Annotated in this window: 28 protein-coding genes and 1 pseudogene; 15 read left to right on the top strand and 14 right to left on the bottom strand. The window is 56.7% G+C overall.

The window, feature by feature from the left end; all coding sequences use genetic code 11:
- Positions 1-15: 15 nt before the first annotated feature.
- From trxA to ACR0JF_RS13660, 3 genes and pseudogenes are all read left to right on the top strand, one after another.
- Positions 16-357, top strand: a pseudogene (gene trxA / locus ACR0JF_RS13670) (thioredoxin); the annotation flags it as partial.
- Positions 358-425: 68 nt separating this feature from the next.
- Positions 426-776, top strand: a complete 351-nt coding sequence (locus ACR0JF_RS13665) for a Lin0512 family protein (protein WP_170747547.1) — start codon at positions 426-428, stop codon at positions 774-776.
- A complete protein-coding gene (locus tag ACR0JF_RS13660) occupies positions 773-1,135 on the top strand; it encodes a Lin0512 family protein (RefSeq protein ID WP_170380184.1) in 363 nt (120 codons plus the stop codon). Before ACR0JF_RS13665 ends, ACR0JF_RS13660 begins: the two co-directional genes overlap by 4 nt.
- 57 nt (positions 1,136-1,192) lie before the next feature.
- On the opposite strand, the gene ACR0JF_RS13655 is transcribed toward ACR0JF_RS13660, so the two are convergent.
- Positions 1,193-1,387: a DUF1127 domain-containing protein gene (locus ACR0JF_RS13655; protein ID WP_170380185.1), complete on the bottom strand. Its 195-nt coding sequence runs from the start codon at positions 1,385-1,387 to the stop codon at positions 1,193-1,195.
- Positions 1,388-1,584: 197 nt separating this feature from the next.
- Between ACR0JF_RS13655 and hslV the strand changes: the two genes are divergently transcribed.
- Positions 1,585-2,136: an ATP-dependent protease subunit HslV gene (hslV, locus tag ACR0JF_RS13650; RefSeq protein ID WP_170661002.1), complete on the top strand. Its 552-nt coding sequence runs from the start codon at positions 1,585-1,587 to the stop codon at positions 2,134-2,136.
- Between the two features lie 95 nt (positions 2,137-2,231).
- Here hslV and ACR0JF_RS13645 read toward each other — a convergent pair whose 3' ends face one another.
- Both ACR0JF_RS13645 and ACR0JF_RS13640 read right to left on the bottom strand, forming a co-directional pair.
- The gene (locus ACR0JF_RS13645; protein ID WP_170661000.1) at positions 2,232-3,473 is read right to left on the bottom strand and encodes an MFS transporter; all 1,242 of its coding nucleotides are present in this window, start codon (positions 3,471-3,473) and stop codon (positions 2,232-2,234) included.
- Between the two features lie 105 nt (positions 3,474-3,578).
- On the bottom strand, positions 3,579-3,980 hold the full coding sequence (locus ACR0JF_RS13640; protein ID WP_170380188.1) for a DM13 domain-containing protein: 402 nt from the start codon (positions 3,978-3,980) through the stop codon (positions 3,579-3,581).
- Between the two features lie 200 nt (positions 3,981-4,180).
- Between ACR0JF_RS13640 and hslU the strand changes: the two genes are divergently transcribed.
- A complete protein-coding gene (gene hslU / locus ACR0JF_RS13635; protein ID WP_170660998.1) occupies positions 4,181-5,488 on the top strand; it encodes an ATP-dependent protease ATPase subunit HslU in 1,308 nt (435 codons plus the stop codon).
- A 181-nt stretch (positions 5,489-5,669) separates the two neighbouring features.
- Positions 5,670-6,698 (top strand): alpha/beta hydrolase, encoded by a 1,029-nt coding sequence (locus ACR0JF_RS13630; protein WP_480669496.1) that lies wholly within the window; start codon positions 5,670-5,672, stop codon positions 6,696-6,698.
- Between the two features lie 52 nt (positions 6,699-6,750).
- Here ACR0JF_RS13630 and ACR0JF_RS13625 read toward each other — a convergent pair whose 3' ends face one another.
- Genes ACR0JF_RS13625 through ACR0JF_RS13615 form a run of 3 tightly spaced genes read right to left on the bottom strand, consistent with a single transcriptional unit; the run spans position 6,751 to position 9,031 of the window.
- Positions 6,751-7,338, bottom strand: a complete 588-nt coding sequence (locus ACR0JF_RS13625) for a Smr/MutS family protein (protein ID WP_170660996.1) — start codon at positions 7,336-7,338, stop codon at positions 6,751-6,753.
- A complete protein-coding gene (gene mltA, locus ACR0JF_RS13620; protein WP_170660993.1) occupies positions 7,338-8,375 on the bottom strand; it encodes a murein transglycosylase A in 1,038 nt (345 codons plus the stop codon). Before mltA ends, ACR0JF_RS13625 begins: the two co-directional genes overlap by 1 nt.
- Positions 8,372-9,031, bottom strand: a complete 660-nt coding sequence (locus ACR0JF_RS13615; RefSeq protein WP_170643411.1) for a Tim44/TimA family putative adaptor protein — start codon at positions 9,029-9,031, stop codon at positions 8,372-8,374. The genes mltA and ACR0JF_RS13615 overlap by 4 nt, the downstream gene beginning before the upstream one ends.
- A gap of 108 nt (positions 9,032-9,139) precedes the next feature.
- Here ACR0JF_RS13615 and ACR0JF_RS13610 point away from each other — a divergent pair, with 108 nt between their 5' ends.
- Together ACR0JF_RS13610 and secB are read left to right on the top strand one after the other, a co-directional pair.
- Positions 9,140-9,640 (top strand): FxsA family protein, encoded by a 501-nt coding sequence (locus tag ACR0JF_RS13610; RefSeq protein WP_170380194.1) that lies wholly within the window; start codon positions 9,140-9,142, stop codon positions 9,638-9,640.
- A 54-nt stretch (positions 9,641-9,694) separates the two neighbouring features.
- Complete coding sequence (gene secB, locus ACR0JF_RS13605; protein WP_170660992.1) at positions 9,695-10,204, top strand: protein-export chaperone SecB; 510 nt, start codon at positions 9,695-9,697, stop codon at positions 10,202-10,204.
- A 27-nt stretch (positions 10,205-10,231) separates the two neighbouring features.
- Here the strand turns inward: secB and dnaQ are convergent, their stop codons facing one another.
- Genes dnaQ through ACR0JF_RS13585 form a run of 4 tightly spaced genes read right to left on the bottom strand, consistent with a single transcriptional unit; the run spans position 10,232 to position 12,966 of the window.
- Complete coding sequence (gene dnaQ, locus ACR0JF_RS13600) at positions 10,232-10,954, bottom strand: DNA polymerase III subunit epsilon (protein WP_170660990.1); 723 nt, start codon at positions 10,952-10,954, stop codon at positions 10,232-10,234.
- Positions 10,947-11,540: a dephospho-CoA kinase gene (coaE, locus tag ACR0JF_RS13595; RefSeq protein WP_170660989.1), complete on the bottom strand. Its 594-nt coding sequence runs from the start codon at positions 11,538-11,540 to the stop codon at positions 10,947-10,949. The genes dnaQ and coaE overlap by 8 nt, the downstream gene beginning before the upstream one ends.
- On the bottom strand, positions 11,537-12,370 hold the full coding sequence (locus ACR0JF_RS13590; protein WP_170660987.1) for a shikimate dehydrogenase: 834 nt from the start codon (positions 12,368-12,370) through the stop codon (positions 11,537-11,539). The genes coaE and ACR0JF_RS13590 overlap by 4 nt, the downstream gene beginning before the upstream one ends.
- Positions 12,367-12,966 (bottom strand): nucleoside triphosphate pyrophosphatase, encoded by a 600-nt coding sequence (locus ACR0JF_RS13585; protein WP_170660985.1) that lies wholly within the window; start codon positions 12,964-12,966, stop codon positions 12,367-12,369. Before ACR0JF_RS13585 ends, ACR0JF_RS13590 begins: the two co-directional genes overlap by 4 nt.
- Positions 12,967-13,370: 404 nt before the next feature.
- Here ACR0JF_RS13585 and ACR0JF_RS13580 point away from each other — a divergent pair, with 404 nt between their 5' ends.
- The 7 genes from ACR0JF_RS13580 (at position 13,371) to ACR0JF_RS13550 (ending at position 20,746) form a co-directional block, all read left to right on the top strand.
- Positions 13,371-13,820: a CopD family protein gene (locus ACR0JF_RS13580; protein WP_170660983.1), complete on the top strand. Its 450-nt coding sequence runs from the start codon at positions 13,371-13,373 to the stop codon at positions 13,818-13,820.
- A gap of 135 nt (positions 13,821-13,955) precedes the next feature.
- The gene (gene rho / locus ACR0JF_RS13575) at positions 13,956-15,227 is read left to right on the top strand and encodes a transcription termination factor Rho (RefSeq protein WP_170660981.1); all 1,272 of its coding nucleotides are present in this window, start codon (positions 13,956-13,958) and stop codon (positions 15,225-15,227) included.
- A 30-nt stretch (positions 15,228-15,257) separates the two neighbouring features.
- Positions 15,258-16,544, top strand: coding sequence for a tRNA uridine-5-carboxymethylaminomethyl(34) synthesis GTPase MnmE (gene mnmE / locus ACR0JF_RS13570; RefSeq protein ID WP_170660979.1), 1,287 nt, complete (start codon positions 15,258-15,260; stop codon positions 16,542-16,544).
- A 12-nt stretch (positions 16,545-16,556) separates the two neighbouring features.
- The gene (mnmG, locus tag ACR0JF_RS13565; RefSeq protein WP_170660978.1) at positions 16,557-18,425 is read left to right on the top strand and encodes a tRNA uridine-5-carboxymethylaminomethyl(34) synthesis enzyme MnmG; all 1,869 of its coding nucleotides are present in this window, start codon (positions 16,557-16,559) and stop codon (positions 18,423-18,425) included.
- Entirely contained in the window at positions 18,422-19,033 is a 612-nt protein-coding gene (rsmG, locus tag ACR0JF_RS13560) for a 16S rRNA (guanine(527)-N(7))-methyltransferase RsmG (protein ID WP_170660976.1), read from the top strand. Before mnmG ends, rsmG begins: the two co-directional genes overlap by 4 nt.
- Positions 19,026-19,829, top strand: coding sequence for a ParA family protein (locus ACR0JF_RS13555; RefSeq protein WP_170380205.1), 804 nt, complete (start codon positions 19,026-19,028; stop codon positions 19,827-19,829). The genes rsmG and ACR0JF_RS13555 overlap by 8 nt, the downstream gene beginning before the upstream one ends.
- A gap of 20 nt (positions 19,830-19,849) precedes the next feature.
- Positions 19,850-20,746 (top strand): ParB/RepB/Spo0J family partition protein, encoded by an 897-nt coding sequence (locus ACR0JF_RS13550; protein WP_170660974.1) that lies wholly within the window; start codon positions 19,850-19,852, stop codon positions 20,744-20,746.
- On the opposite strand, the gene ACR0JF_RS13545 is transcribed toward ACR0JF_RS13550, so the two are convergent.
- The 4 genes from ACR0JF_RS13545 to rph are packed head-to-tail and all read right to left on the bottom strand — an operon-like array spanning position 20,736 to position 23,561.
- Complete coding sequence (locus tag ACR0JF_RS13545; RefSeq protein WP_170660972.1) at positions 20,736-21,089, bottom strand: YbaN family protein; 354 nt, start codon at positions 21,087-21,089, stop codon at positions 20,736-20,738. The two genes, ACR0JF_RS13550 and ACR0JF_RS13545, sit on opposite strands and share 11 nt — an antisense overlap.
- Positions 21,090-21,092: 3 nt before the next feature.
- Positions 21,093-22,247 carry a radical SAM family heme chaperone HemW gene (gene hemW, locus ACR0JF_RS13540; protein ID WP_170643421.1) on the bottom strand — a complete coding sequence of 385 codons (1,155 nt, stop codon included), beginning with the start codon at positions 22,245-22,247 and terminating at the stop codon, positions 21,093-21,095.
- Complete coding sequence (rdgB, locus tag ACR0JF_RS13535; RefSeq protein WP_170550816.1) at positions 22,237-22,851, bottom strand: RdgB/HAM1 family non-canonical purine NTP pyrophosphatase; 615 nt, start codon at positions 22,849-22,851, stop codon at positions 22,237-22,239. Before rdgB ends, hemW begins: the two co-directional genes overlap by 11 nt.
- Positions 22,848-23,561 carry a ribonuclease PH gene (gene rph / locus ACR0JF_RS13530; protein WP_170660971.1) on the bottom strand — a complete coding sequence of 238 codons (714 nt, stop codon included), beginning with the start codon at positions 23,559-23,561 and terminating at the stop codon, positions 22,848-22,850. The genes rdgB and rph overlap by 4 nt, the downstream gene beginning before the upstream one ends.
- Positions 23,562-23,582: the final 21 nt, after the last annotated feature.

Raw genomic sequence — 23,582 nt, 5'->3', positions numbered from 1 at the left:
TCCTTTCCCGAGTTTACCCCATTCAGGAGACAGAATATGTCGACCGTAGCCGTTACCGACGATACCTTTGATGCCGAAGTCAAGAACTCGACCGTTCCCGTGGTTGTGGACTTCTGGGCGGAATGGTGTGGTCCTTGCAAACAGATCGGCCCCGCTCTGGAAGAACTGGCCGCTGAGTATGGCGACAAAGTGAAAATCGCCAAAGTGGATGTGGACAGCAACCCGAACGCAGCCGCTGCGATGGGCGTGCGGGGCATCCCGGCACTGTTCATCTTCAAGGACGGTCAGGTTGTCTCGAACCGCGCAGGCGCGGCACCCAAAGCGGCGCTGCAAAGCTGGATCGACGAATCCATCTGATCCGGATTGGAATGCGAATAATCAAAGGCGCCCCGAACCGGGCGCCTTTTTTATGACCGGAGGCTTTGATGGCAAAAACACGAGTACTTGTGGAATTTGGTATGGGCACGTCCCTGCGGCGTGAGGACTATACCGAGGCCGCCTTGCGCGCGATCAAAGATGCGCTGTGGCACAATTCGGTCAATATGGCTGAGCTGTTCGATTTTCCCAAAGAGGCGATGATCATTGATGCCGAGGTCGGCGTGCAGCAACCCGATAAAGTGGACCGCGAGGCGCTGAAGGCCGTGTTCCCCTATGGTCAGCCGAACATCACGGTCACCCGCGGTGGGCTAGACATCGAAAAACCGCACGCCCATGGCCACACAGTGATCGCAAACGCCGCCATCATCGTCTCATTCGACATGGAGCCCGCGCAATGAGTGAAAAACGTATCATTCTTGAGATGGGCATCGGCAACGACCTCTATGGTCAGGACTATACCAAGGCCGCACGGCGGGCGGTGCAGGACGCGCTGCATCATTCCTCGATCACTCTGTTTTCGCGCTTAGGCGTGGACCACAAAGAGATGCGCGTCGTGGTGACAATTGGGGTGCAACAGCCCGAGGCCGTGGATTGCGATCTGGTCGCGCAGGATTTGCCACGGGGCAGGGCCGAGGTACGGGCTGTGTTGGGCGGGCTGGACGTCGAGGACAGTGATGCAGGCACCCGCCACGTCATCGCAACCGCAGCGGTTGAGGCCTATCTGCCTGATATGTCGGGCAAATACAGGCTGGTTTGAAAAGAAAAAGCCGCTCGGACGAGCGGCTCATCTTTACTACGGCTGATCTGAAACGGATCAGATGGTGATGATGTCTTTACGGGTCAGACCGATATCTTCCAGCTGAGCGTCGCTCAGTTGCGACAACGCTTTGCGTGTCTTACGCGTTTCGTTCCACTCAACCGCTTTTTCGAAAGCCACAGTGAACGCGTCCACTACGTGCAGGATGGTAGCTGCTCCGAGCGGCGCAGTGTTTTGTGCAGTATTTGCCATTTGCGCAGTCCTTCAAACTGAAACAGCCGACCCAATGTCGGTTGTAAGCCTCATGTAGTGCAGGGGTCTGAGTCTCACAATTGCCAGTCTGGTAGACCCGATCTGCGTTTCTTGCATATCTTTTGGGCAGTTTGTGAACAGTTGCGTTGGCGCTGGCTCCGGCCCATATAGGGTGCCAGTGATGAACGGAGGCCCTGATGGCAGACAGCGATTTTCCCGGTTGGCATGGCACAACGATCATTGGCGTCAAGAAGAACGGCCAGGTGGTGATTGCCGGGGACGGACAGGTCAGCCTGGGCCAGACCGTGATCAAGGGCACCGCCCGCAAGGTCCGCCGCCTGTCACCCGGTGGATTCGAGGTTGTGGCAGGCTTTGCTGGATCGACTGCGGATGCCTTCACTCTGCTCGAGCGGCTGGAAGCCAAGCTTGAGGCCACCCCTGGCCAACTGGCCCGCGCCTCGGTCGAGTTGGCCAAGGATTGGCGCACCGACAAATACCTGCAAAAGCTCGAAGCGATGCTGATCGTCACCGATGGCAAAGACCTGCTGGTGATCACCGGGGCAGGGGACGTGCTCGAGCCGGAACACAACGTGGCCGCCATCGGATCGGGTGGCAACTTCGCCCTCGCCGCTGCGCGCGCGATGATGGACAGCGACAAGCCTGCCGAAACGGTTGCACGCGAGGCAATGGCGATTGCTGCCGACATTTGCGTCTATACCAACGGTAACCTGACGGTCGAGACGATCTAGGGCGTTCTGCGTTTCACCAAAACACTGGATCGAAATGCGCACTTGACCGAACCGAGAGGCAGCGTATTTCGATTCAAATCAAACGCAAAACAGCCTCAAGCTAGCAGCGCCTTGATCTCTTCGCCTTTCCATCGGCGGTGCATCCCGATCAACCCAAAGATCGCGGCAATGATCACGATGTAGTAGGGCACGCGGATGTCGATGCTCATCAGCCCACCGCCGATCAGAGACATGATCCCTCCGGCCAGGCAGAAGACGGCGGTGGTCACGCCCATGACCCAACCCTGATCCGCCTCACTGACGCTAGATGAAAACAGGCCCAGAAGGGTAGGGTATGAAACACCGAAAAAGAAGTAGAAGAAGAAGACCGGAACGTAACTCAGCGCGCCGCTGGGGCTGAAAGCAAAGGCAAGCCCGCAGATCACCATCGTGATCAGTGAGACATAGATGATCTTGTGCTTGCTGAACCTCTCTTGCGCGGGTTTCACAAGGAAGGTGCTGGAAAAGGCCAGCGCAAAGCCGATGACGACCATGGCCATGCTGCCTCCGATTACGCCATAGCCGAACCGGCTGGTCAGGAAATTGTCGACGAACACATAAAAGGTGACGTTGGCGATCATGAAGAACGAATAGACCGGCAGAATTTTCAGAACCATCGGATGGCCGCGCACGGCGATCAGGCTGTCGGTGATATCGCGCGGACGAAAAACAAAGGGCGCGCGTTCGCTGCGGGTGTCCTTGAAGAAGGCCAGCACGAGGAAAATGGCGATCAGCACCAGAACGAAGGCACCGTAGAAGGGTGTTCTAAGCGTGGCAAAACTGCCCAACAGGGCAGAATCCGACAGGACGGCGCCGATGATCGGTCCTCCGACTAGGCCAAAGCTGACGCCGGTTACGATATACCCCATATTGCGGTCACGGTCGGCAGCATCGGTGCTGCCATCAATCATCGCCGCCTGCGCGATGGGCTGATTGCCCGCCGTAAAGCCAGTGATCGACCGGCCCAGGATCAGCAACAGCAGACTGTCGAGGTAGAGCGAGGCGATGGTAATGGCGTAGCCTGCCAACGCTCCGCCCAGACAGACCAGAAGCGCGTTCTTGCGCCCGATGGAATCCGAGACTTTCGAGACATAAACGACCCCCAGAAACCACGACAGGAAGAAACACCCGATCACCAGCCCATAGTAGAAATGGCGACGGCCGTCGGGTGTGCCTTCGGGCAGGAACCCGGATTTCGTCTCCATGATCAGAGAGTTGATGATCGGAAAGACCAGCCCCTGTCCGATCAGGTCCACAAACACCACAAACAACAGGGTGATCTTGGCAATCTTGGTCATGAAAAACGCCCCCGGTTCCAATAACTTGGGACGAGTGTAGCAGACAGTTGTGCCGTTACCTAACAGTGTGTCAGAGGCCGGAGAACCCGACCTCTGACGGTGCGATTACTTCAGCGATGCTACGCCGAGAGGTACTCCGGCGACCTCGCACCAGATGTATACTTCGTTGTATCCCGACACATCCATGGTCGGTGGGACGGCATAGGATTGCTTACCTGCAAGGTGCAACAGCGCGCCGAGTTTGCTGTCCGGGGCGTAAGTGCCGTCTTTCCCAAATGCGACGCGCGGGTCGGGGCCGTTATCCAGCGAAAAGTCCTCGCCTAATTCAACGATGTACCGATCGCCGTTCTTGACCAGTTTCACCGAACCGGTGGTGATGTGGTTCGAGCGGCCCTCGAACGTGCCTTTCTTTTTGGCTCCACCGGCCACAGCAGCAGTGGTGCCGGCCAGGGTCAGTGCAGCGCCGGTGGCAGCAGCTTTCACAAAAAGAGAACGACGAGTCATCATGATCAGGTATCTCCATAAGATAGATGCGGGCCTGTGTGCCCGTCGCCATTTTTTATGCGACACGCGACCCTAGCATGGCGATTCACATCACTACGAATATCCGTGTGTCTTCTGTGAGTTGTCGTGATGTTTTCGTGATCGGCTTGTGTTTTCGCGACGTATGATTAGGTTCCGCTTCGAAACAGACGGATAAAACACATATGACCGACCTGACCCCGCGCGAGATTGTCTCGGAACTGGACCGCTTCATCATCGGGCAAAAAGACGCCAAACGCGCCGTGGCCGTGGCTCTGCGCAACCGCTGGCGACGCAAGCAGTTGGCCGATGATATCCGGGATGAGGTCTACCCCAAGAACATCCTGATGATCGGCCCTACCGGCGTCGGAAAAACCGAAATCAGCCGCCGTCTGGCCAAACTGGCACGTGCACCCTTCATCAAGGTCGAGGCCACCAAGTTCACCGAAGTCGGATATGTCGGTCGTGACGTGGAACAGATCGTGCGCGATCTGGCTGATGCCGCGATCATCCAGACCCGCGAATACATGCGTGAAGATGTGAAAGCCCGCGCCCATCAGGCCGCGGAGGATCGCGTGATCGAAGCCATTGCTGGCACCGATGCCCGCGAAGCGACCCGTGAAATGTTCCGCAAGAAGTTAAAATCGGGTGAGCTGGACGACACAGAGATCGAGCTGGAGTTGTCTGACACCTCAAACCCGATGCCAATGTTCGACGTACCCGGCCAGCCCGGCAGCCAGATGGGTATGATGAATCTCGGCGATATCTTCGGCAAGGCCTTCGGCGGACGCACGGTGAAAAAGAAAGTAACCGTGGCCGAAAGCTATGACCTGCTGATCGGGGAAGAGGCCGACAAGCTGCTGGATGATGAAACCGTCAACCGCGTGGCGCTGGAGTCGGTCGAACAGAACGGCATCGTGTTTCTGGACGAGATCGACAAGGTTTGCGCGCGCGCGGAAGCGCGTGGCGGCGATGTCAGCCGTGAAGGGGTCCAGCGCGACCTGCTGCCTCTTATCGAGGGCACGACGGTGTCCACCAAACATGGCCCGGTGAAAACCGACCACATCCTGTTTATTGCCTCGGGTGCGTTCCACATCGCGAAACCCTCGGACCTGCTGCCGGAACTCCAGGGCCGTTTGCCGATCCGAGTGGAGCTGCGCGCGCTGACAGAAGAGGATTTCGTCCGCATCCTGACCGAAACGGACAACGCGCTGACCCTCCAATACAGCGCACTTATGGGCACCGAAGAGGTTACCGTCAGCTTCACCGATGACGGCATCGCGGCGCTGGCCAAGATCGCTGCGGATGTGAACCAGACCGTTGAAAACATCGGCGCAAGGCGGCTTTACACTGTGATGGAGCGCGTGTTCGAAGAACTCTCGTTCACGGCGCCCGATCAGGCCGGGACCGAGATCACGGTGAACGCGCAATTCGTGGATGACAATTTGGGCGAACTGACGAAATCAACCGACCTCAGCCGTTACGTATTGTAACAAATCCAGCTGTATTTCGCCGCCGATTTGGCGGCGAATTTTCGTTCCGGCTGGACCTTGCACCAGAAACTGGTAACCGTGACTCAAACTCTGTTTCTTTGAGGGTTGAGCCGTTTTGCGTTTGAGTATTGCCTTTCTTGCTGTTGCTACACTGAGCGCTTGCGTCGACAGAACTGCGCAGGTGACAGTGCCATCCGCATTGAATGTGGGATCCGCAGAAACCGTCTACGCGGCCACAACCCGGGGGCGGAACCCCGATGGAACGTTTAACGCCGACCGGGGCGAGCGGGTTCAGTACCACAAAATGACGGTCTCAATCCCGCCAAACCACACGCCAGGCACGTTGGAGTTTTCTTACGCAAACCCCAATCCGGAAAAGCAGTTTGTTTTGGCCAACACAACAGATCTGTCCGGCCCGCGTGATCTGGCAAATCAGCTGCGTGGAGAGGATGATGTGTCGATCTTCGTGCACGGATATAACTCGACCCATACCGAGACCGCGTTTCGCGCGGCGCAGTTGGCGCATGATCTGGACATTCCCGGATCGGTCCTGATTTACTCCTGGCCCAGCCAGGCGCGCGGGGCAGGGTATGCCTATGACCTGGATAGCATGCTGTTTGCCCGCGACGGGTTGGAGAAGACAATCCGCGACCTGAAATCCATCGGCGTGAAACGGGTTGTGCTGGTCGCCCACTCCATGGGCGGTGCCTTGTCCATGGAGATGATGCGTCAGGCAGAGCTGCGCTCGCCCGGCTGGTCGCGGCGCAACCTTGATGGCGTATTCCTGATCTCACCCGATCTGGATATTGACGTGTTTCGCTCGCAAATGGACAGCATAAAAACTCCGCCCGATCCCTTTGTCGTGATGGTTTCGCAAAAGGACAAAATCCTGAATATCTCGGCCCGGATTCGCGGCACACCGGGGAGCGAACGGCTGGGAAATATCAGCACCATCGAGGCGCTGGCCGACTATCCGATCGAAGTGATCGACGCGACCGCTTTCAACAGCGACGCTGAGTCTTCGCATTTCGTTGCTGCAACCTCACCCGCCTTGCTGTCGCTGCTCAGTTCAGCCCGGCGTGTTGGAAACACCCTTGGAAACCGACGCCGGGGAATCGATTATTTGATCCCTAACAGTCAACGCAACCCCTCGGGTGCGACCGAGGTTGTTCTGTCTGAGACCGGACAGGCGCAGATCGCCACTCAGTAGGGATCAGTGGCTTTCTAGAGGGTCTCTGACTTCCTCGGTCGGCGGGCTGAGCCTAGCGGACCCGTCTCAGATAGACGTAGTAGGCACCATCCCCACCGTGGCTGATATGCGCAGGTGTCACCTGCATCACCGCCTGCGCCAGAGGCGGGATCGACAGCCAATGTGGCACCTGATTGCGCAACACACCGCGCGGGGTCGGGATCGGCCCTGGCTCGTCGCGGTCTTTTCCCTTGCCCGTGATCACCAGAACCAGGCGTTTGCCCTGCGCCTGCGCCGTTAGCACAAAGCGCACGAGCGCCGGATGCGCGGTGTCTATGCGCATCCCGTGCAGGTCCAGCTTGCCCTCGGGTTTGAGCTTGCCACGCTTCATGCGGCCAAAGGCCTTGGTGTCCATCTGAACGGGGGCGGCGCGCAGCGTCTCGGTGATCGACGGCTTCAATCGGTTGGAAGAAGGCTTGGAAGGTTTGTTCTGCCCCAGCTCAAACGCTTCAATCCGGGGTTTTGGTAGTTTCTTGGGCGTGGGTTTGGGCAGAGTTGTCGGATGCACGGTCTGAGGGATCTCGGGGTGCAGCCGCTCAGCCTGTTTGGCGACCTTGCGCCACAGCTCGATCTCGTCGCTGGTCAGTTTGCGCCGGGTCATTAGTAGTCATCCGTCGCCATGGCATAGGCACGCTGGATCGGCAGTAGCACGACCATGCGACCGGGGTCTTTCAACCGACCGGCAGCTTGCCCTGCATCATCGCCCGTTCCAAAGAAGATATCGGCCCGCTGTGCGCCCTTGATCGCCGCACCGGTATCCTGCGCGATCATCAGGCGGCGCAAGGGCTTCTTGCCGTTTTTCTCAACCCAGACCGGAGCACCGAGCGGCGTATAGGCAGGATCGGCCGCGATGCTGCGCATGGTCGTGATCGACCGGTTCATGGCACCCAAAGGCCCCAGTTCCGGCGCAACGCGGCTGACCTCGCGGAAGAACACGTATGAGGGATTGTGAAACAAGAGCTCAGCCCCAGCTTCGGGGTTCTTGCGTACCCAGGCCTGGATCATCTGCGCGCTGACCGCGTGGGCACCCAAAGCGCCGCGCCGTACCAACTCAACCCCGATGGACCGGTAGGGCTGTCCGTTTGCGCCGCCATATCCCACACGCAATGCACCGCCATCCGGCAGGCGTACCCGGCCAGAGCCCTGAATTTGCAGAAAGAACAGCTCAACCGGGTCATCGACCCAGGCGATCTCAAGCCCGCGGCCCTGCATCACATCACTGGTCAGGATCTCGCGCCGGCTAAGCCACGGCCCCTCCCGCGCCTCGGGCGGCATTTTGTAGATCGGGTATTTGAACCGATCCGTCCGGGTTCTGGAGCCATCAAGCTCGGGCTCAAAATACCCGGTGAACAGCCCATCCTTACCGTCCTCCACCAAAACAGGCCGAAAGAAGAGTTCAAAGAAGGACCGGGCGGCATCCCCCTCATAGGTCCGGGCGACACCGCAAAGCGCACGCCAATCCGAGTCGTTCAGATCACCGCAGGTGTTCAGAAAAACGGAAAGGGCCGCGCCGTGGTCATCCTCGGCCCAGCCCTGCAGGTCGTCAAACGACAGAACGGATCGCGTCGCCTCGGCTCCGGCGGCGCTGGCAGTGGTCATCGCACCCACCAGAATAAGCGACCGGAGCGTGGCAATCATGCGTCCGTGGCAACAAGCAGCCAGTTTGGATCGTCCTTGCCCATCACGCGGGCAAAGGTCCAGCTGTCCTTTTGGCGTTTCACGGTATTCGGGTTACCTTCGATGATGTCACCACCGCGATCCCGCACGACCGAGGTCAGCTCACCAATGAATTTCATTGTGATTTCTGCCTCATTCGTATCCTTGTCAAAGGATACATCGGTCAGGGTAGTTTCACGCACGCCGATAAACTCGGCCTCGATCGTCAGGCCTTGATCTTCGCGCGCGGATACAACCGAGACGAAGGTTTCGAACACATCTTCGGCCAAAAAGGGCTGGATCTCGTCCAGGTTGCCCTTCTCAAAACCCATTACGATCATCTCATAGGCACCGCGGGCACCCTGAACAAATTCACTGACCGAGAAACTGGGCTCAACCCGCTTCATCGCGGCCAGGGTCTGCGCTTGCTCGCTGTCTTCGGGGACGTGGTCTGTGATGTCATGATCCGGACCGCCTTCGATCACCTCGAAATCACGACGGGACGTACCCGCATCGGGCTGATGCGGAACAGGGGGTTTTTCGAAACCTTCACGCGTTCCCAACACGCTTTTCAAACGCAGGATCAGGAAAACGGCAATTCCGGCCAGTACCAGCAGCTGGATCATGGGTTCGTTCATTTCATCCTCTTTTCAGAACCGAGACTTTGTGTACGCGGCCTCCTGCCACTATGTAGGTGACAGTTGGTGGCAAGTCCACAGTTCGGCCATAGGTAAAGGATAACGCAAATGTACCTGTTCTTGGCATTTTTATTGGTTCCGATCCTCGAGATCGCCCTGTTCATCCAGGTTGGCGGTCTTATCGGCCTGTGGCCAACCCTTGCCATCGTGGTTCTGACGGCGGTTCTGGGCACCACATTGGTGCGGACACAAGGTCGCATGGCGCTTGGGCAATTGCAGCAATCCTTCGCCACTCTGGACGACCCGACCGAGCCCTTGGCACATGGCGCAATGATCCTTTTATCCGGCGCGCTGTTGCTGACACCTGGCTTTTTCACTGATGCCGTTGGGTTTGCACTGTTAATCCCCGGCGTGCGGATCGCCGTTTTCCGCTATCTGAAGACCAAGGTGACCGTGACCCAGTTCCAGATGGGGCCCGGCGCGGGCTTTCAACAGCCGCGCGAACCGTTTGATCAGGGCGACGTGATTGACGGCGAGTTTACCGAAGTGCGCCCACGCAAGGACCCCTCGAAACCGTCAAAATGGGTGGAAGGCCCCCACCAGCATTGAGGTGCCGCGCGCAACTTGCTAAGCAGTGTCGAATTTCATTTTTGGAGTAGATCCATGGCCGAAGAAAACGCTGCAGAAAACACTGCGGCCCAAGCCGCCCCTCAGGTTCAGATGCGCGTTCTGGGACAGTTCATTCGTGATATGTCCTTTGAAAACGTCATGGCGCAAAAGGGCGTGTCCGGTGACGTACAGCCCGAGATTCAGGTTCAGGTGAACCTGGACGCGAAAAAGCGTCAAGTCGAGCATCAGTATGAGGTTTCGATCAAGCTGAAGCTGACCTCGAAAGCCAAAGGCATGGACGATGTCCTGTTCCTGTGTGAGCTGGACTATTGCGGGCTGTTCCACGTGGAAGGCGTGCCAGAAGATCAGCTGCACCCGTTCCTGATGATCGAATGCCCGCGCATGCTGTTCCCGTTCCTGCGCCGTATCGTCAGCGACGTCACCCGTGACGGTGGCTATCCGCCGGTGAACTTGGACAACATTGATTTTGTTGCACTTTACCGCAACGAGCTGATGCGCCGTCAGGCCGCTCAGTCGGAACAGGCCGAGCAGACCGACGCCTAAATCCCTTGAGCCCCGTGCCTGACCGGATCAGGCGCGGGTCCACAGGGCGCTTTCGCCCAGTTTCTCGACAAATGCCTCATGCGCTGCGCGCTCATCCTCGGTGATCCGGGATTGCAGGGGCGTTGCGCGCGGTGTCGGACGCCAGTCATCTGCACCCCCCGCACCGGACGCAGCCGAAGTGGACAAGCCGAAATCCGGTTGGCGTCCTCCGATCAGCTCCAGATAGACCTCGGCCAGGATCTCTGAGTCCAAGAGCGCGCCGTGCAGCACCCGGTTCGAGTTGTCGATATTGAACCGCCGACACAGCGCATCCAACGAGGCCGGAGAGCCCGGAAACCGTTTGCGCGCAATGGCGAGCGTATCGAGCGCCTGATCCATCGGAATCGGCGGCAGACCCATCCATTTCAGCTCGGCGTTCAGGAACTTCATGTCGAAGGAGGCGTTGTGGATCACCAGTTTCGCGTCGCCAACAAACTCGCGAAAACCCTGACCGACCTTGGCAAAGACCGGTTTGTCTTTCAGCGTCACCTCACCCTTTTCGGGCGCGCGCGGGGTTTCCAGCAAGTCGGGGCCGATGCCATGCACGCCAAATGCCTCTTCCGGCATGCCGCGTTCGGGGTTGATATAGACATGATAGGTCTCGCCCGTGGCCACATGGTTCCACAGCTCGACCGCGCCGATCTCGACAATCCGGTCACCGCTTTCAGGATCAAAGCCCGTGGTTTCGGTATCGAGTACAATCTCACGCATCTGCCATCCCCGCCCGTATCTGCCTGACCACATCCTGCACCTGCGCGCGGGCATGGTCCAGTATGTCGGTGTCGATCACATAGTCCGAGCGCGCGCATTTCTCGTCATTCGGCATCTGCTTGGCGCGGATTTGTTCGAACTGAGCCTCGGACATCGTGCCGCGTTCCATCACCCGGCGCTTTTGTTCGTCAGGCGATACCCGAACGCAGGCGACCGCATCCATCGCGGCATCACCGCCCGTTTCGAACAGAAGGGGGATGTCGAACACCAGAATATCGGCCGAGGCACTTTCGCGAAACGTGGCGCGATCTGCGGCGACCAGGGGATGAACGATCGCCTCAATCCGTTTCAGCGCAGACCTGTCTTCGGAGATAATCCGTTTCAATGCCTCACGGCTGACTGCGCCCTCTACGATAGCCGAGGGAAAACCCACACCCATCGGCCCAACCGCCGCGCCGCCTTTGGCATAGAGACGATGCACCGCCGCATCGGCATCCCAAAGCGCGCAGCCTTCATCGACAAACATCTGCGCCGTCGTACTTTTGCCCATCCCGATCGAGCCTGTCAGGCCAAGTGCAAACCTCATGCCTGCACGGCCGCGCGCAAATCGTCATTGACCTCGGGGCGCACGCCGAACCAACGTTCAAAGCCCGGAACTGCCTGATGCAGCAACATGCCCAACCCGTCGACCACAGTGCATCCGGCCTCTTCCGCTGTTTTCAGCAGGTTGGTCTTTAGCGGCGCGTAGACAAGATCGGTCACCACGGCGCCCGGCTGCAACCCATCCAATGGCACCCGCAGCTCAGGCTGACCCTGCATACCCAGAGATGTCGTGTTGACCACAAGCTCGGCGTTTTCGATCACGTTACCGGCCTGTACCCAATCCACAACGGTAATGCGCTGGCCGAATTCTTCTTTCAGATGATCGGCACGGGTGCGGGTGCGGTTGGTCAGCAGGATCTCGGGCACGCCTTCATCCGCGAGCGCCTGCAACACGGCGCGCGCCGCTCCGCCCGCGCCAAAGACCACGGCGGGGCCATCCTTGGCGTTCCAATCCGGTGCGCCGGCACGCAGGTTCTCCATGAACCCATAACCATCGGTGTTATCGGCGTGGATCGAGCCATCCTCGCGGAAAACCAGTGTATTCGCGGCCCCGATCACGGTCGCCCGGTCCGAGACGTGGTCTGCAATACGCAAGGCAGCCTCTTTATGCGGTACCGTCACGTTTGTTCCCACAAAACCGGCCTTGGGCAGGGTGCGCAGGACAGTTTCCAGATCAGCCGGGGCGACATCCATGGGGACGTAGTGCCCCTCTAGCCCGTAGGTCTTCAGCCAATGCCCATGCAATTTGGGCGAGCGGGAATGGCCCACCGGGTGCCCGATCACTCCGGCCAGAGGAATCTTGTGGTCCGTCATTGATCAATCACCCCTTTGACAGCCAGATAGTTGAGCAGCTCCAACAGTGGCATACCCAAAACGTTAAAATAGTCGCCGTCAATGGTGGCGAACAGGCGCACGCCTTCTTCCTCAAGCTTATAGGCACCCACCGCGTGTCGGATGCTGTCCCAGTTGCGGTCGACATAGTCTCGCAGATAAGCGTCCGAGCTCATCCGCATCCTCAATCGCACCTGGCCGACATGGCGCCAGATCGGCTCACCATCCTGATAGATCACCGCTGCAGACAGCAACATGTGCCGTTTGCCCCGCATCATCTTCAACTGGGCAAAGGCATCCTCAGGGGTCTGAGGTTTCGACAGCAGCTGCCCGTCGAAATCCAGCACCTGATCGCAGCCCAGAACCATCGCTCCGGGCGTCTTGTCACTCACCTTGCGCGCTTTCATTTCTGCCAGCGCATCGGCAATGTCACGCGGCGAGGCGCCCTCAGCCAGCAAGGCACGCTTTATGCTATCCTCGTCCACGCGCGCGATCTGAACAGAGAAAGGCACGCCTGCATTTTCCAGCAGTTGCGCGCGAATAGAGGATCCTGAGGCCAGGACGATGGGGACAGACATGTGGACAACCCCGTGGGCAAATCGTTGAGCGGTCTTGGACGCTTTGTATGGTTTTCAGATTGACACGCAAGCCCGGGAATTTCGCGAAAAACTTCCCTGAGTCGCTCAAACATCATCCAATCGGGGTAAGGATAACTTGGAAACCGCGGATAACCGGGACATCTGGATTTGTTCATGGTGTTATCCCCAGATACATCCTCAGAATTCAGAACTAACTATATGTTTTAATTTGATTATTTTTGAAGTTCACAGAATCGCTCAAATCTCGTGCAAAACTGTCCACTTGGGGAAAACCAAAGGGTAAAAAAGTAATCCACGGATTTTACCCACCCTACAAAACCATCTTCCTTTCTTCTTTCTTATTTTTTTATTAGGGAGAGTTCCGAGCAACGCCCGGAGCCAAGATGACTGATCTTCTTTTCACGATTTACCCGTGGGTGAAGTCCCTTCATATCATGGCGGTGATTTCGTGGATGGCAGGATTGTTCTACCTTCCCCGTCTGTTCGTCTATCACGTAGAAAAAGCACAAGCGGTTAACGGGGCCGAGACCATCTTCTTTGAAATGGAAGAAAAGCTGCTCCGCGTGATCATGCGCCCTGCGATGATCGTAGCTTGGGTCTGTGGTCTGATCATGGTGTTCACGCCCGGTATCGTCGGCTGGGATTTTGCATGGCCCTGGCTTAAAGGCGCAGCCGTGATGGGCATGACTTGGTTTCATCATTGGTTGATGGCCCGCCGCAAAGATTTCGCTGAGGGGCGAAATAAGCTCACTGGGCGGCAGTATCGCATGATGAACGAGGTTCCGACCGTTCTGATGGTTATCATCGTTCTCGCGGTCATTCTGAAGTTCTGAGGGCCGTTCCAGCAAGGGCCTGTTTGACTCCGCAGATTGACACAACTATGTAGGGGGCAACACGCCCGTCCGGGCGGCGTATTTTCCGTACTAAAATTCCACTTCGAACCGCAGTCCGCGGTGAAGGTATGCATCATGTCCACTGAATCCCTGAATCTGGCCGATCTGAAAGCCAAAAGCCCAAAAGACCTTCTGGCAATGGCCGAAGAGCTGGAGATCGAAAACGCCTCGACCATGCGTAAAGGCGAGATGATGTTCCAGATCCTGCGCGAACGCGCGGATGAGGGCTGGACTGTTGGCGGTGACGGTGTGCTTGAGGTTCTGCAAGATGGCTTCGGCTTCCTGCGCTCGCCTGAGGCGAACTATCTGCCGGGTCCGGACGACATCTATGTCTCGCCTGATATGATCCGTCAGCATTCACTGCGTACCGGTGACACCGTTGAAGGCGAAATCAAAGCGCCCGACGATAGCGAGCGGTATTTTGCGCTGACCAAGGTCACCAAGATCAACTTCGAAGATCCTGAGAAGGCCAAACACAAAATCCTGTTCGACAACCTGACGCCGCTCTATCCAGATGAGCGTCTGAAGATGGAGATCGAAGATCCCACCATAAAAGACAAATCGGCCCGTGTGATCGATCTGGTGTCGCCTATTGGTAAAGGTCAGCGGTCGCTGATCGTGGCCCCGCCGCGGACCGGTAAAACGGTGATCCTGCAGAACATCGCGCACTCGATCGAACAGAACCACCCGGAGTGTTATCTGATCGTCCTGCTGATCGACGAACGCCCGGAAGAGGTGACCGACATGCAGCGCTCGGTGAAGGGTGAGGTTGTGTCCTCAACCTTTGATGAACCTGCAACGCGCCACGTCGCCGTGTCCGAGATGGTGATCGAAAAAGCCAAGCGTTTGGTCGAACATAAACGAGATGTTGTTATTCTTCTCGATTCGATCACAAGACTTGGTAGGGCGTTTAACACCGTGGTCCCATCCTCGGGTAAGGTTCTGACCGGTGGTGTGGATGCGAATGCTCTGCAACGTCCCAAGCGGTTCTTTGGTGCGGCGCGGAACATTGAAGAAGGTGGCTCGCTGACCATCATCGCCACCGCGCTGATCGATACCGGCAGCAGGATGGATGAGGTCATCTTCGAAGAATTCAAAGGCACGGGAAACTCGGAAATCGTTCTGGATCGCAAGATCGCAGACAAGCGCGTGTTCCCGGCCATCGATATCCTCAAATCCGGTACGCGGAAGGAGGACCTGCTGGTCGACAAGGGGGACTTGGCCAAGACCTTCGTTCTGCGCCGCATCCTCAACCCGATGGGGACCACCGATGCAATCGAGTTCCTGTTGTCCAAGCTGAAACAGACGAAGACAAACGGCGAGTTCTTCGATTCCATGAACACCTGACACAGGTCTTAACTGACGCGAGGCCTTCGAATGGATACGATATTCGCCTTGGCCAGCGCGCAAGGTAAAGCAGGGGTGGCGGTCATCCGCCTCTCTGGTCCTGACGCGCATCATGCGGCGGCTGGGATGACCGGCGGCGCACTTCCGGCGCGTGGGATGTCTTTGCGGACTTTGCGGGATGCTGACGGTGCTCGTCTGGATGATGGGCTGGTGTTGACGTTTAAGGCTCCGACCAGCTTCACCGGTGAAGATGTGGCTGAGCTGCAGATTCACGGAAGTACGGCCTCGGTCAATGCTGTCATGCGCTGCTTGTCGGAAACGGACGGTTTGCGCCTTGCCGAGCCGGGAGAGTTCACCCGCCGCGCGTTGGAAAACGGCAAGATGGATTTGGCCCAGGTCGAAGGCCTTGCCGATTTGATCGACGCCGAGACGGAGGCCCAACGCAAACAGGCGCAAACGATTCTCTCTGGTGAGTTGGGAAACCTGGCCGAGCGATGGAGGAGGGACCTGATCCGCGCTGCCTCTCTGTTGGAGGCAGTGATCGACTTTGCTGATGAAGAGGTTCCAACCGACGTTACCCCTGAGGTGCGCGACCTGATCTCGGGCGTTATGGCTGATTTGAAGCGCGAAGCAGATGGCGTTCAGATCGCGGAACGCATCAGAACCGGCTTTGAAGTTGCAATCGTCGGCCTTCCCAACGCGGGCAAGTCCACCTTGCTGAATGCTTTGGCGGGGCGAGACGCTGCAATTACATCAGAATATGAGGGGACAACGCGGGACGTCATCGAGGTTCGAATGGACCTGGCAGGACTTCCGGTGACGTTGTTGGACACCGCCGGGCTGCGTGATACGGACGACCACGTTGAAAGCCTTGGTATCGCATTGGCTAAGAAACGCGCTGAAGCTGCTGATCTACGTGTGCTCCTGTCTGACGAACCGTTGCATCTTGGTGTTGATATTCAGCCGGATGATATTCAGGTTGCGCCGAAAGCCGACCTTCGAAACCCAGAAGACGGTGGGGTTTCCGGAAAAACGGGTCAGGGGATTGATCGGCTGATATCCAATATATCGCGTGTACTGAGTAACCGAACCACTAGCCATGGTATTGCGACACGAGAACGCCATCGTATTGCTTTGACTAAAGCACTGGACGCTCTGACTGCGGCAATGTCGGTTCTGGAATCGGGTTCGGACCTGTATGATATAGCAGCAGAAGAGATGCGCACTGCGATCCGCGCACTTGAATCTTTGGTGGGCAGAATAGGTGTCGAGGATCTGTTAGATGAAATATTCTCGAGCTTCTGTCTCGGAAAATAGGGAGTGTTTCACGTGAAACATTCAGACTTCGATGTAGTTGTCATTGGCGCGGGGCACGCGGGAGCCGAGGCTGCGCATGCTGCAGCCCGAATGGGCGTTTCGACAGCATTGGTCACGCTATCCGCCGCAGATATCGGTGTGATGTCCTGCAATCCTGCAATCGGAGGATTGGGTAAAGGTCACTTGGTTCGCGAGATAGATGCCCTGGACGGCGTCATGGGACGTGTTGCAGACCAGGCAGGGATCCAGTTCCGGCTGTTGAACCGTCGCAAGGGGCCAGCTGTACAAGGCCCAAGGACGCAAGCGGATAGAGCACTTTACCGAGCCGCGATGCAAAAGGAAACAGATGGGCAAGAAAACCTGTCTGTTATTGTTGGCGAAGTCGTAGACTTTCTGATGAATCAGGATCGTGTCGCCGGCGTTAGGTTGGGCGACGGGTCAGAAATCTCGGCAAAGTCGGTTATTCTTACTTCCGGTACGTTCCTTCGAGGTGTGATCCATATCGGAGACGTCTCGCGACCTGGAGGTCGAATGGGAGATCGCCCTTCCGTCCGATTGGCAGAGCGCTTGGACGCGTATGATCTTCCGACGGGACGTTTGAAAACGGGAACCCCACCGAGGCTGGACGGGCGCACTATTGATTGGTCAGGGTTGGAACGTCAGGACGGCGACGACGAACCAACCTTGTTCTCGTTTCTGTCGACTTCGGTCGTTGCACCTCAGATTTCGTGTGGAATCACCCATACGAACGCTCAGACACATGAAATTATTGAAAAGAATCTAAGCAAGTCAGCGATGTATGGCGGCCACATAGATGGAGTAGGTCCGAGATACTGCCCGTCGATCGAAGACAAGATTGTTCGGTTTGCAGAGAAAGACTCGCATCAGATCTTCCTTGAGCCCGAAGGGGTGAACGACCATACGATTTACCCCAACGGTATTTCGACGTCTTTACCACAGGATGTGCAGCTACAATATGTTCGTTCGATCAAAGGGCTAAAGAATGCTGATATTCTGCAGCCAGGCTACGCCATCGAGTACGATTATGTAGACCCACGTGTCTTATCGGCGACTTTGGCCTTGCCCGAGATTCCAGGCCTATATCTAGCGGGTCAGATCAACGGAACCACAGGATATGAGGAGGCTGCCGCTCAGGGTATGGTTGCTGGCCTCAATGCTGCTTTGGCTGTTCAGGGTCGGGAACCGATCCATTTCACCCGCGCCGATAGTTACATCGGGGTCATGATAGATGATCTTACCACCCGAGGTGTTGCAGAACCGTATCGGATGTTCACCTCTCGTGCGGAGTTTAGATTGTCGCTTCGAGCAGATAATGCAGATCAGCGTTTGACCCCAATTGGATTGCAGTTGGGCTGTGTTGGAAGAAGGCGTCGACAAGCTTTCACAGAAAAGATGGATCAATTGAGCAACGCGAAATCTCTTCTGAGTGATAGAACCTATACGCCGAAAGAAGTTCTGGCCGTCGGTATCAATGTCAATCAGGATGGGAATAGGCGTGATGGAATGGCGATTTTGGCTTTTCCGGATGTGGCTTTTGAGGACCTGCTGCCCTTGATACCCGAACTGGACACGGTGACGCCAGAAATCCGGCTTCAGGTCGCTAGGGATGCGTTATACACAAACTACATCGCACGGCAGCAGCGGGATGTCGAAGCGATGAAGAGGGACGAAGCCTATCAGATTCCCAGGGATTTCGACTATTTTGCTTTGGATGGGCTTTCATCTGAAATGAAGCAAAAGCTGTCTCAGGTAAAACCCGGAAATATTGCTCAGGCCAGTAGGGTAGAAGGTGTTACACCCGCGGCCTTGACCTTGGTTTTGGCAAAACTTCGGCGTGATCAAAAAGTTAAACAAGCATGAAGCCTGAATTTTCCAAGTTTGATGTTTCACGTGAAACATTCGACCGGCTGGATAAGTATGTAGAGCTGGTGAAACGCTGGAATCCCAAGATCAACTTGGTTTCAAGAAACAGTCTGGAGGATATCTGGGATCGACATATTCTGGATTCCGTCCAGGTATTCCAATGTGCAATGGCCGCAGATACCTGGGTTGATATCGGAACCGGAGGCGGATTTCCGGGGATGGTGTGTGCGATTATGGCACTGGAAGAGTCGCCAAACACCCGTTTCCAATTTGTCGAAAGTGATCAGAGAAAATCAGCATTCCTGAGAAACGTTGCACGTGAATGTGGGGTGACGTGTCAGGTCATTTCAAAACGAATCGAATCCGTTGATCGACTTGAAGCTGATATTCTATCGGCCCGCGCTTTGGCTGATCTGCGCACGTTATTGTCCTTTTGTGACAGGCATTTAAGCGAAAATGGCACTGCTTTGTTGCCGAAAGGCGCGAACTGGAAAAAAGAACTGTCAGAGGCTCAGGAAGAATGGAAATTCGATGTTGAGCCGATTACAAGTTTAACAGAGCCCCAAGCCGTAATCCTTAAAATCAAAGGAGTATCTCGTGGTTGATCTTTCTCGTCCTTCAGGGCCCCGGATAATTGCGGTTGCCAATCAGAAGGGCGGAGTTGGGAAAACCACGACGGCGATAAATCTGGCCGCGGGTCTGGCCGAAGCTGGCTGCCGGGTTCTGGTTGTTGATCTCGATCCGCAGGGCAACGCATCGACTGGATTGGGCGTCGAAGACCGCGATTGGACCACGTATGATCTTATTTTGGACGACGCACCACTAGAGGCGGTCATACAAGAGACAGAGATAGGTGGCCTTTTTGTCATTCCGGCCACTGTCGATCTGAGCTCGGCGGATATTGAACTCATTTCAAACGAAAAACGCAGCTACCTGTTGCATGACGCTTTGCGACAAACCTCAATAGACGGGTTTGAACTGGATTTTGTTTTGATTGATTGCCCACCGTCCTTGAACCTGCTGACGGTGAACGCAATGGTAGCCTCGCATTCGGTTCTTGTTCCATTGCAGAGTGAATTCTTTGCTCTGGAGGGTTTGTCTCAGCTGATGCTGACGATCCGAGAGGTTCGCCAAACTGCGAATCCGGATCTAAGAATCGAAGGTATTGTGTTGACCATGTATGACAACCGCAACAACTTGTCTCGTCAGGTCGAGAAAGACGCACGTGACAATTTGGGTGAGATGGTTTTTAAGACCAAGATACCCAGAAATGTGCGGGTCAGTGAGGCACCGTCTTATGCGTTGCCAGTTTTGCAATATGACTCGGGCTCGCTTGGGGCGATGGCATATCGTCATCTGGCCCGCGAAGTCATGCACAAGAACAACAAAGTCGCCGCTTAAGCGACAATGAGGAGGGCGACATGAGCGCCAAAAAAGCGAAACCCAGGGGTCTTGGCCGCGGTCTTTCGGCCCTTATGGCGGATGTCACGCAGGAAACCGATGGACGCTCACCGGCTGAGCCGCGGCGGCCGGATATGACGGTTCCGATCGAAAAGCTGAAGGCAAACCCGAACCAGCCGCGCCGGACTTTCCAGCCGGAGCAGTTGGATGAGTTGGCATCCTCGGTCAAGGAAAAGGGAATCATCCAGCCGTTGATCGTGCGGTCGATCGGTGCTGGAGAGTATGAAATCGTTGCGGGGGAACGCCGTTGGCGCGCAGCGCAGATGGCGCAACTACATGATATTCCAGTCATTATTCGCGACTTTGATGATACTGAAGTTTTGGAAGTCGCGATTATTGAGAATATCCAGCGGGCGGACCTGAATTCCGTCGAAGAAGCAGCTGGTTACAAGCAGCTCATGGATCGTTTCGGCCACACGCAGGAAAAACTGGCGGAGGCTTTGGGCAAAAGTCGCAGCCATATCGCTAACCTCTTGCGGCTTTTGTCTCTACCGATGGATGTGCAAGCCCTTGTGGTCGAAGGGAAATTATCCGCTGGCCATGCAAGGGCTTTGATCACGGCCGAGAATCCATCGGAACTGGCCAAACAGGTTGTGAAAGAGGGGCTTTCGGTACGGGCGACGGAAGCCTTGGTGAAGAAGCAACAGCAAGGCACAGAAGACCGTCCCGCACCAAGGTCTCGGGATCTGAATGCAGGCAAAGATGCAGATACCCGTGCGTTGGAGAAAGACCTTTCGGCCATCTTGGCGATGAAGGTTTCGATCAATCACAAGGCGGGGACAGAATCGGGCCAAGTTGTACTGACCTATGAGAACCTGGACCAATTGGACGATCTTTGCGCCAAGCTCAGCCGTTAGGGCGGGTCCAGATAAAGATCATGACCCCGCTCAGAACGACGGCCTGAATGATCAGGACGTAGGACGGTAAAGACAGCAGAACCGAGATGCCAAAAACGGCGGCGACCGAGACGGTGGCCGCCTTTTTTGCGCTCGGACGGATCGCCCCGGAGCTTTGCCAATCGATAATCATCGGACCAAACACCTGATGTGTTAGAAGCCAATTGTGAAGCCGGGACGATGAGCGGGCAAAGAAAAACGCCGCCAGCAGCAGAAAGGGAACGGTTGGGAGAAGCGGCAAGACCACTCCGACCATGGCGAGCGCGACGCAGAGCAAACCAAGACCGGCCCAAAGGTACTGCATCGGTTACTCCAACAACTCGCGGATCACCGCGTTCAGAACGGCACGCCCGTCTTTGGTTGCCCTTAGGCGCGTGTTTGACAGCTCGATCATGCCAAGGTCAGACAGAGAGACGAGTTTATCATTGGGAAGAGGGTGTCCGGAGAGAGCGCTAAACCTTTCCATATCTAGGCCTTCAGTGAGTCGGATACACATCATAAGGTATTCAGCTGCCTGTTCGACTGGAAGGACCTCAGTTCGATCACTTTCTCCGGATCCGTTGGAAACCGCCTTTAGCCAAGTATTTGGCGACAAATGGGTCTCCGTCGCGAATTTACGCCTGTTCAAAGTGACACGACCATGCGCGCCAGGTCCGATCCCAATATAGTCGCCGTAGCGCCAATAGATCTTGTTGTGCTGCGACTCGGCGCCGGGGCGGGCATGGTTGGAGACTTCATAGGCTGGTAGGCCGTGCGCCTCGCAGATCTCTTGCGTCACCAGATACATGTCAGCAGCGTGGTCATCCTCGGGCAAACCGCGCAATTTACCGACTGCATAGCGATCCCCAAAGGCGGTGCCTTCCTCGATCGTCAGCTGATAGAGCGACAGGTGATCGACAGCCATTGACAGTGCTTCGGTCAACTCGGCCTGCCAAGCTTCAAGGGTTTGGTGTTGGCGCGCATAGATCAGGTCAAAACTGACGCGGTCGAAACAGGCGCGCGCGATGTCGAAAGCGGCGCGTGCTTCGGAGACGGTGTGGATGCGGCCCAAGCGGCGGAGGTCTTCATCGTTCAGCGCCTGCACACCCATCGAAATCCGATTGACGCCAGCGTCACGATAGGCGGCAAAACGCCCAGCATCGACCGAGCCAGGGTTTGCCTCGAGCGATATTTCCATGTCGTTGGCGGGTCGCCAGAGGCTGCGGGCTTCGTCAATGACGGCTAAAACGGTGTCGGGGTTCATCAATGACGGGGTGCCACCGCCAAAAAAGATCGTATTGAGAACCCTGTTAGGCGTTTCACTGGCCGAGCGGCGCAGTTCGGCTAGATAAGCATCAAGCCATTGTTTTTGATTAATATTTTTAGAAACATGGCTGTTGAAATCGCAATAGGGGCACTTGGCCTCGCAAAAGGGCCAATGCACATACAGGCCAAAGCCCCCATTGCGCCAATCATCCGTCAAAGCAGCCCTTCACGAACATCTCCACCGCGCGGCCGCGATGGCTGATCTTGTTCTTTTCCCAACGATCCATCTCGGCAAAGGTAATGTCGTGACCTTCGGGGACAAACATAGGGTCATACCCGAAGCCGTCCTTACCTCGGATTGGCCAGACGAGATGACCGGGTGCGATGCCTTCGAACACTTCATCATGACCGTCGGGCCAGGCCAGAACCAGCGTGCAGCGAAATTGCGCGGTGCGCGGATGCGCTGCGTTCTTGGCCTCTAGTTCGTCATGTGCACGGGTCATGGCCATCATGAAATCGCGGCCATTGTCGGTTTCGGCCCAGTCGGCCGTATAGACGCCCGGCGCACCGTCCAGCGCGTCGATGGTGATCCCGGAATCGTCCGACAGGGCAGGCAGGCCGGTGGCCTTGGCGGCAGCATGCGCTTTAATCCGGGCATTGCCGACAAAGGTATCTTCAGTCTCGTCCGGTTCGGGCAGGTTCATTTCTGCCGCGCCAACCACGGTCACGCCAAAGGGGTTGAGGAGATGTGCCATCTCCTCAAGCTTGCCTTTGTTATGTGTGGCGACCAACAGCCTGTCGCCGTCGAACTTGCGGGTCATGCGGTGGCTGCCTTTTGGGCGGCAGCCAGCTCACCCGCGCCTTTTTCGGCCAGATCCATCAGTTGATCCATCTCTGCGCGGCTGAAGACCGAGCCTTCGGCGCTCATCTGGACTTCGATCAGTTTGCCCGAGCCGGTCATGATGAAGTTGCCGTCCACGCCCGCCTCGCTGTCTTCGGGGTAGTCCAGGTCCAGCACCGGCTGACCTGCGTAAATACCGCAAGAAACGGCTGCAACAGGGTCTACCAAGGGGTCCGAGATCACGTCACCCGCTTTCATCAGCTTGTTCACGGCCAGACGCAGCGCAACCCAGCCGCCGGTGATCGAGGCGCAGCGGGTACCGCCATCCGCCTGGATGACATCGCAATCGACGGTGATCTGACGCTCACCCAAAGCAACCCGGTCGACGCCGGCACGCAGGGCGCGGCCGATCAGGCGCTGGATTTCGACGGTACGACCGCCTTGCTTGCCGCTTGCAGCCTCACGCCGCATCCGGGTGTTGGTTGCGCGCGGCAGCATGCCGTATTCGGCAGTAACCCAGCCCAGGCCCGAACCCTTGATGAAGGGCGGCACGCGATCCTCGATCGTGGCAGTACACAGCACGTGGGTGTCGCCCATCTTGATCAGGCAAGACCCTTCGGCATGTTTGGTAAAGCCAGTCTCGATGGAAACGGCGCGCATTTCGTCTAGATTACGTCCTGAGGGTCGCATGGGAATTCCTTTGTTTGCTGG

The organism is Ruegeria sp. BG11, assembly GCF_056538565.1.
The sequence above is the reverse complement of the archived record's forward strand: the minus strand, read 5'-3'. Positions and strand labels throughout refer to the sequence as shown.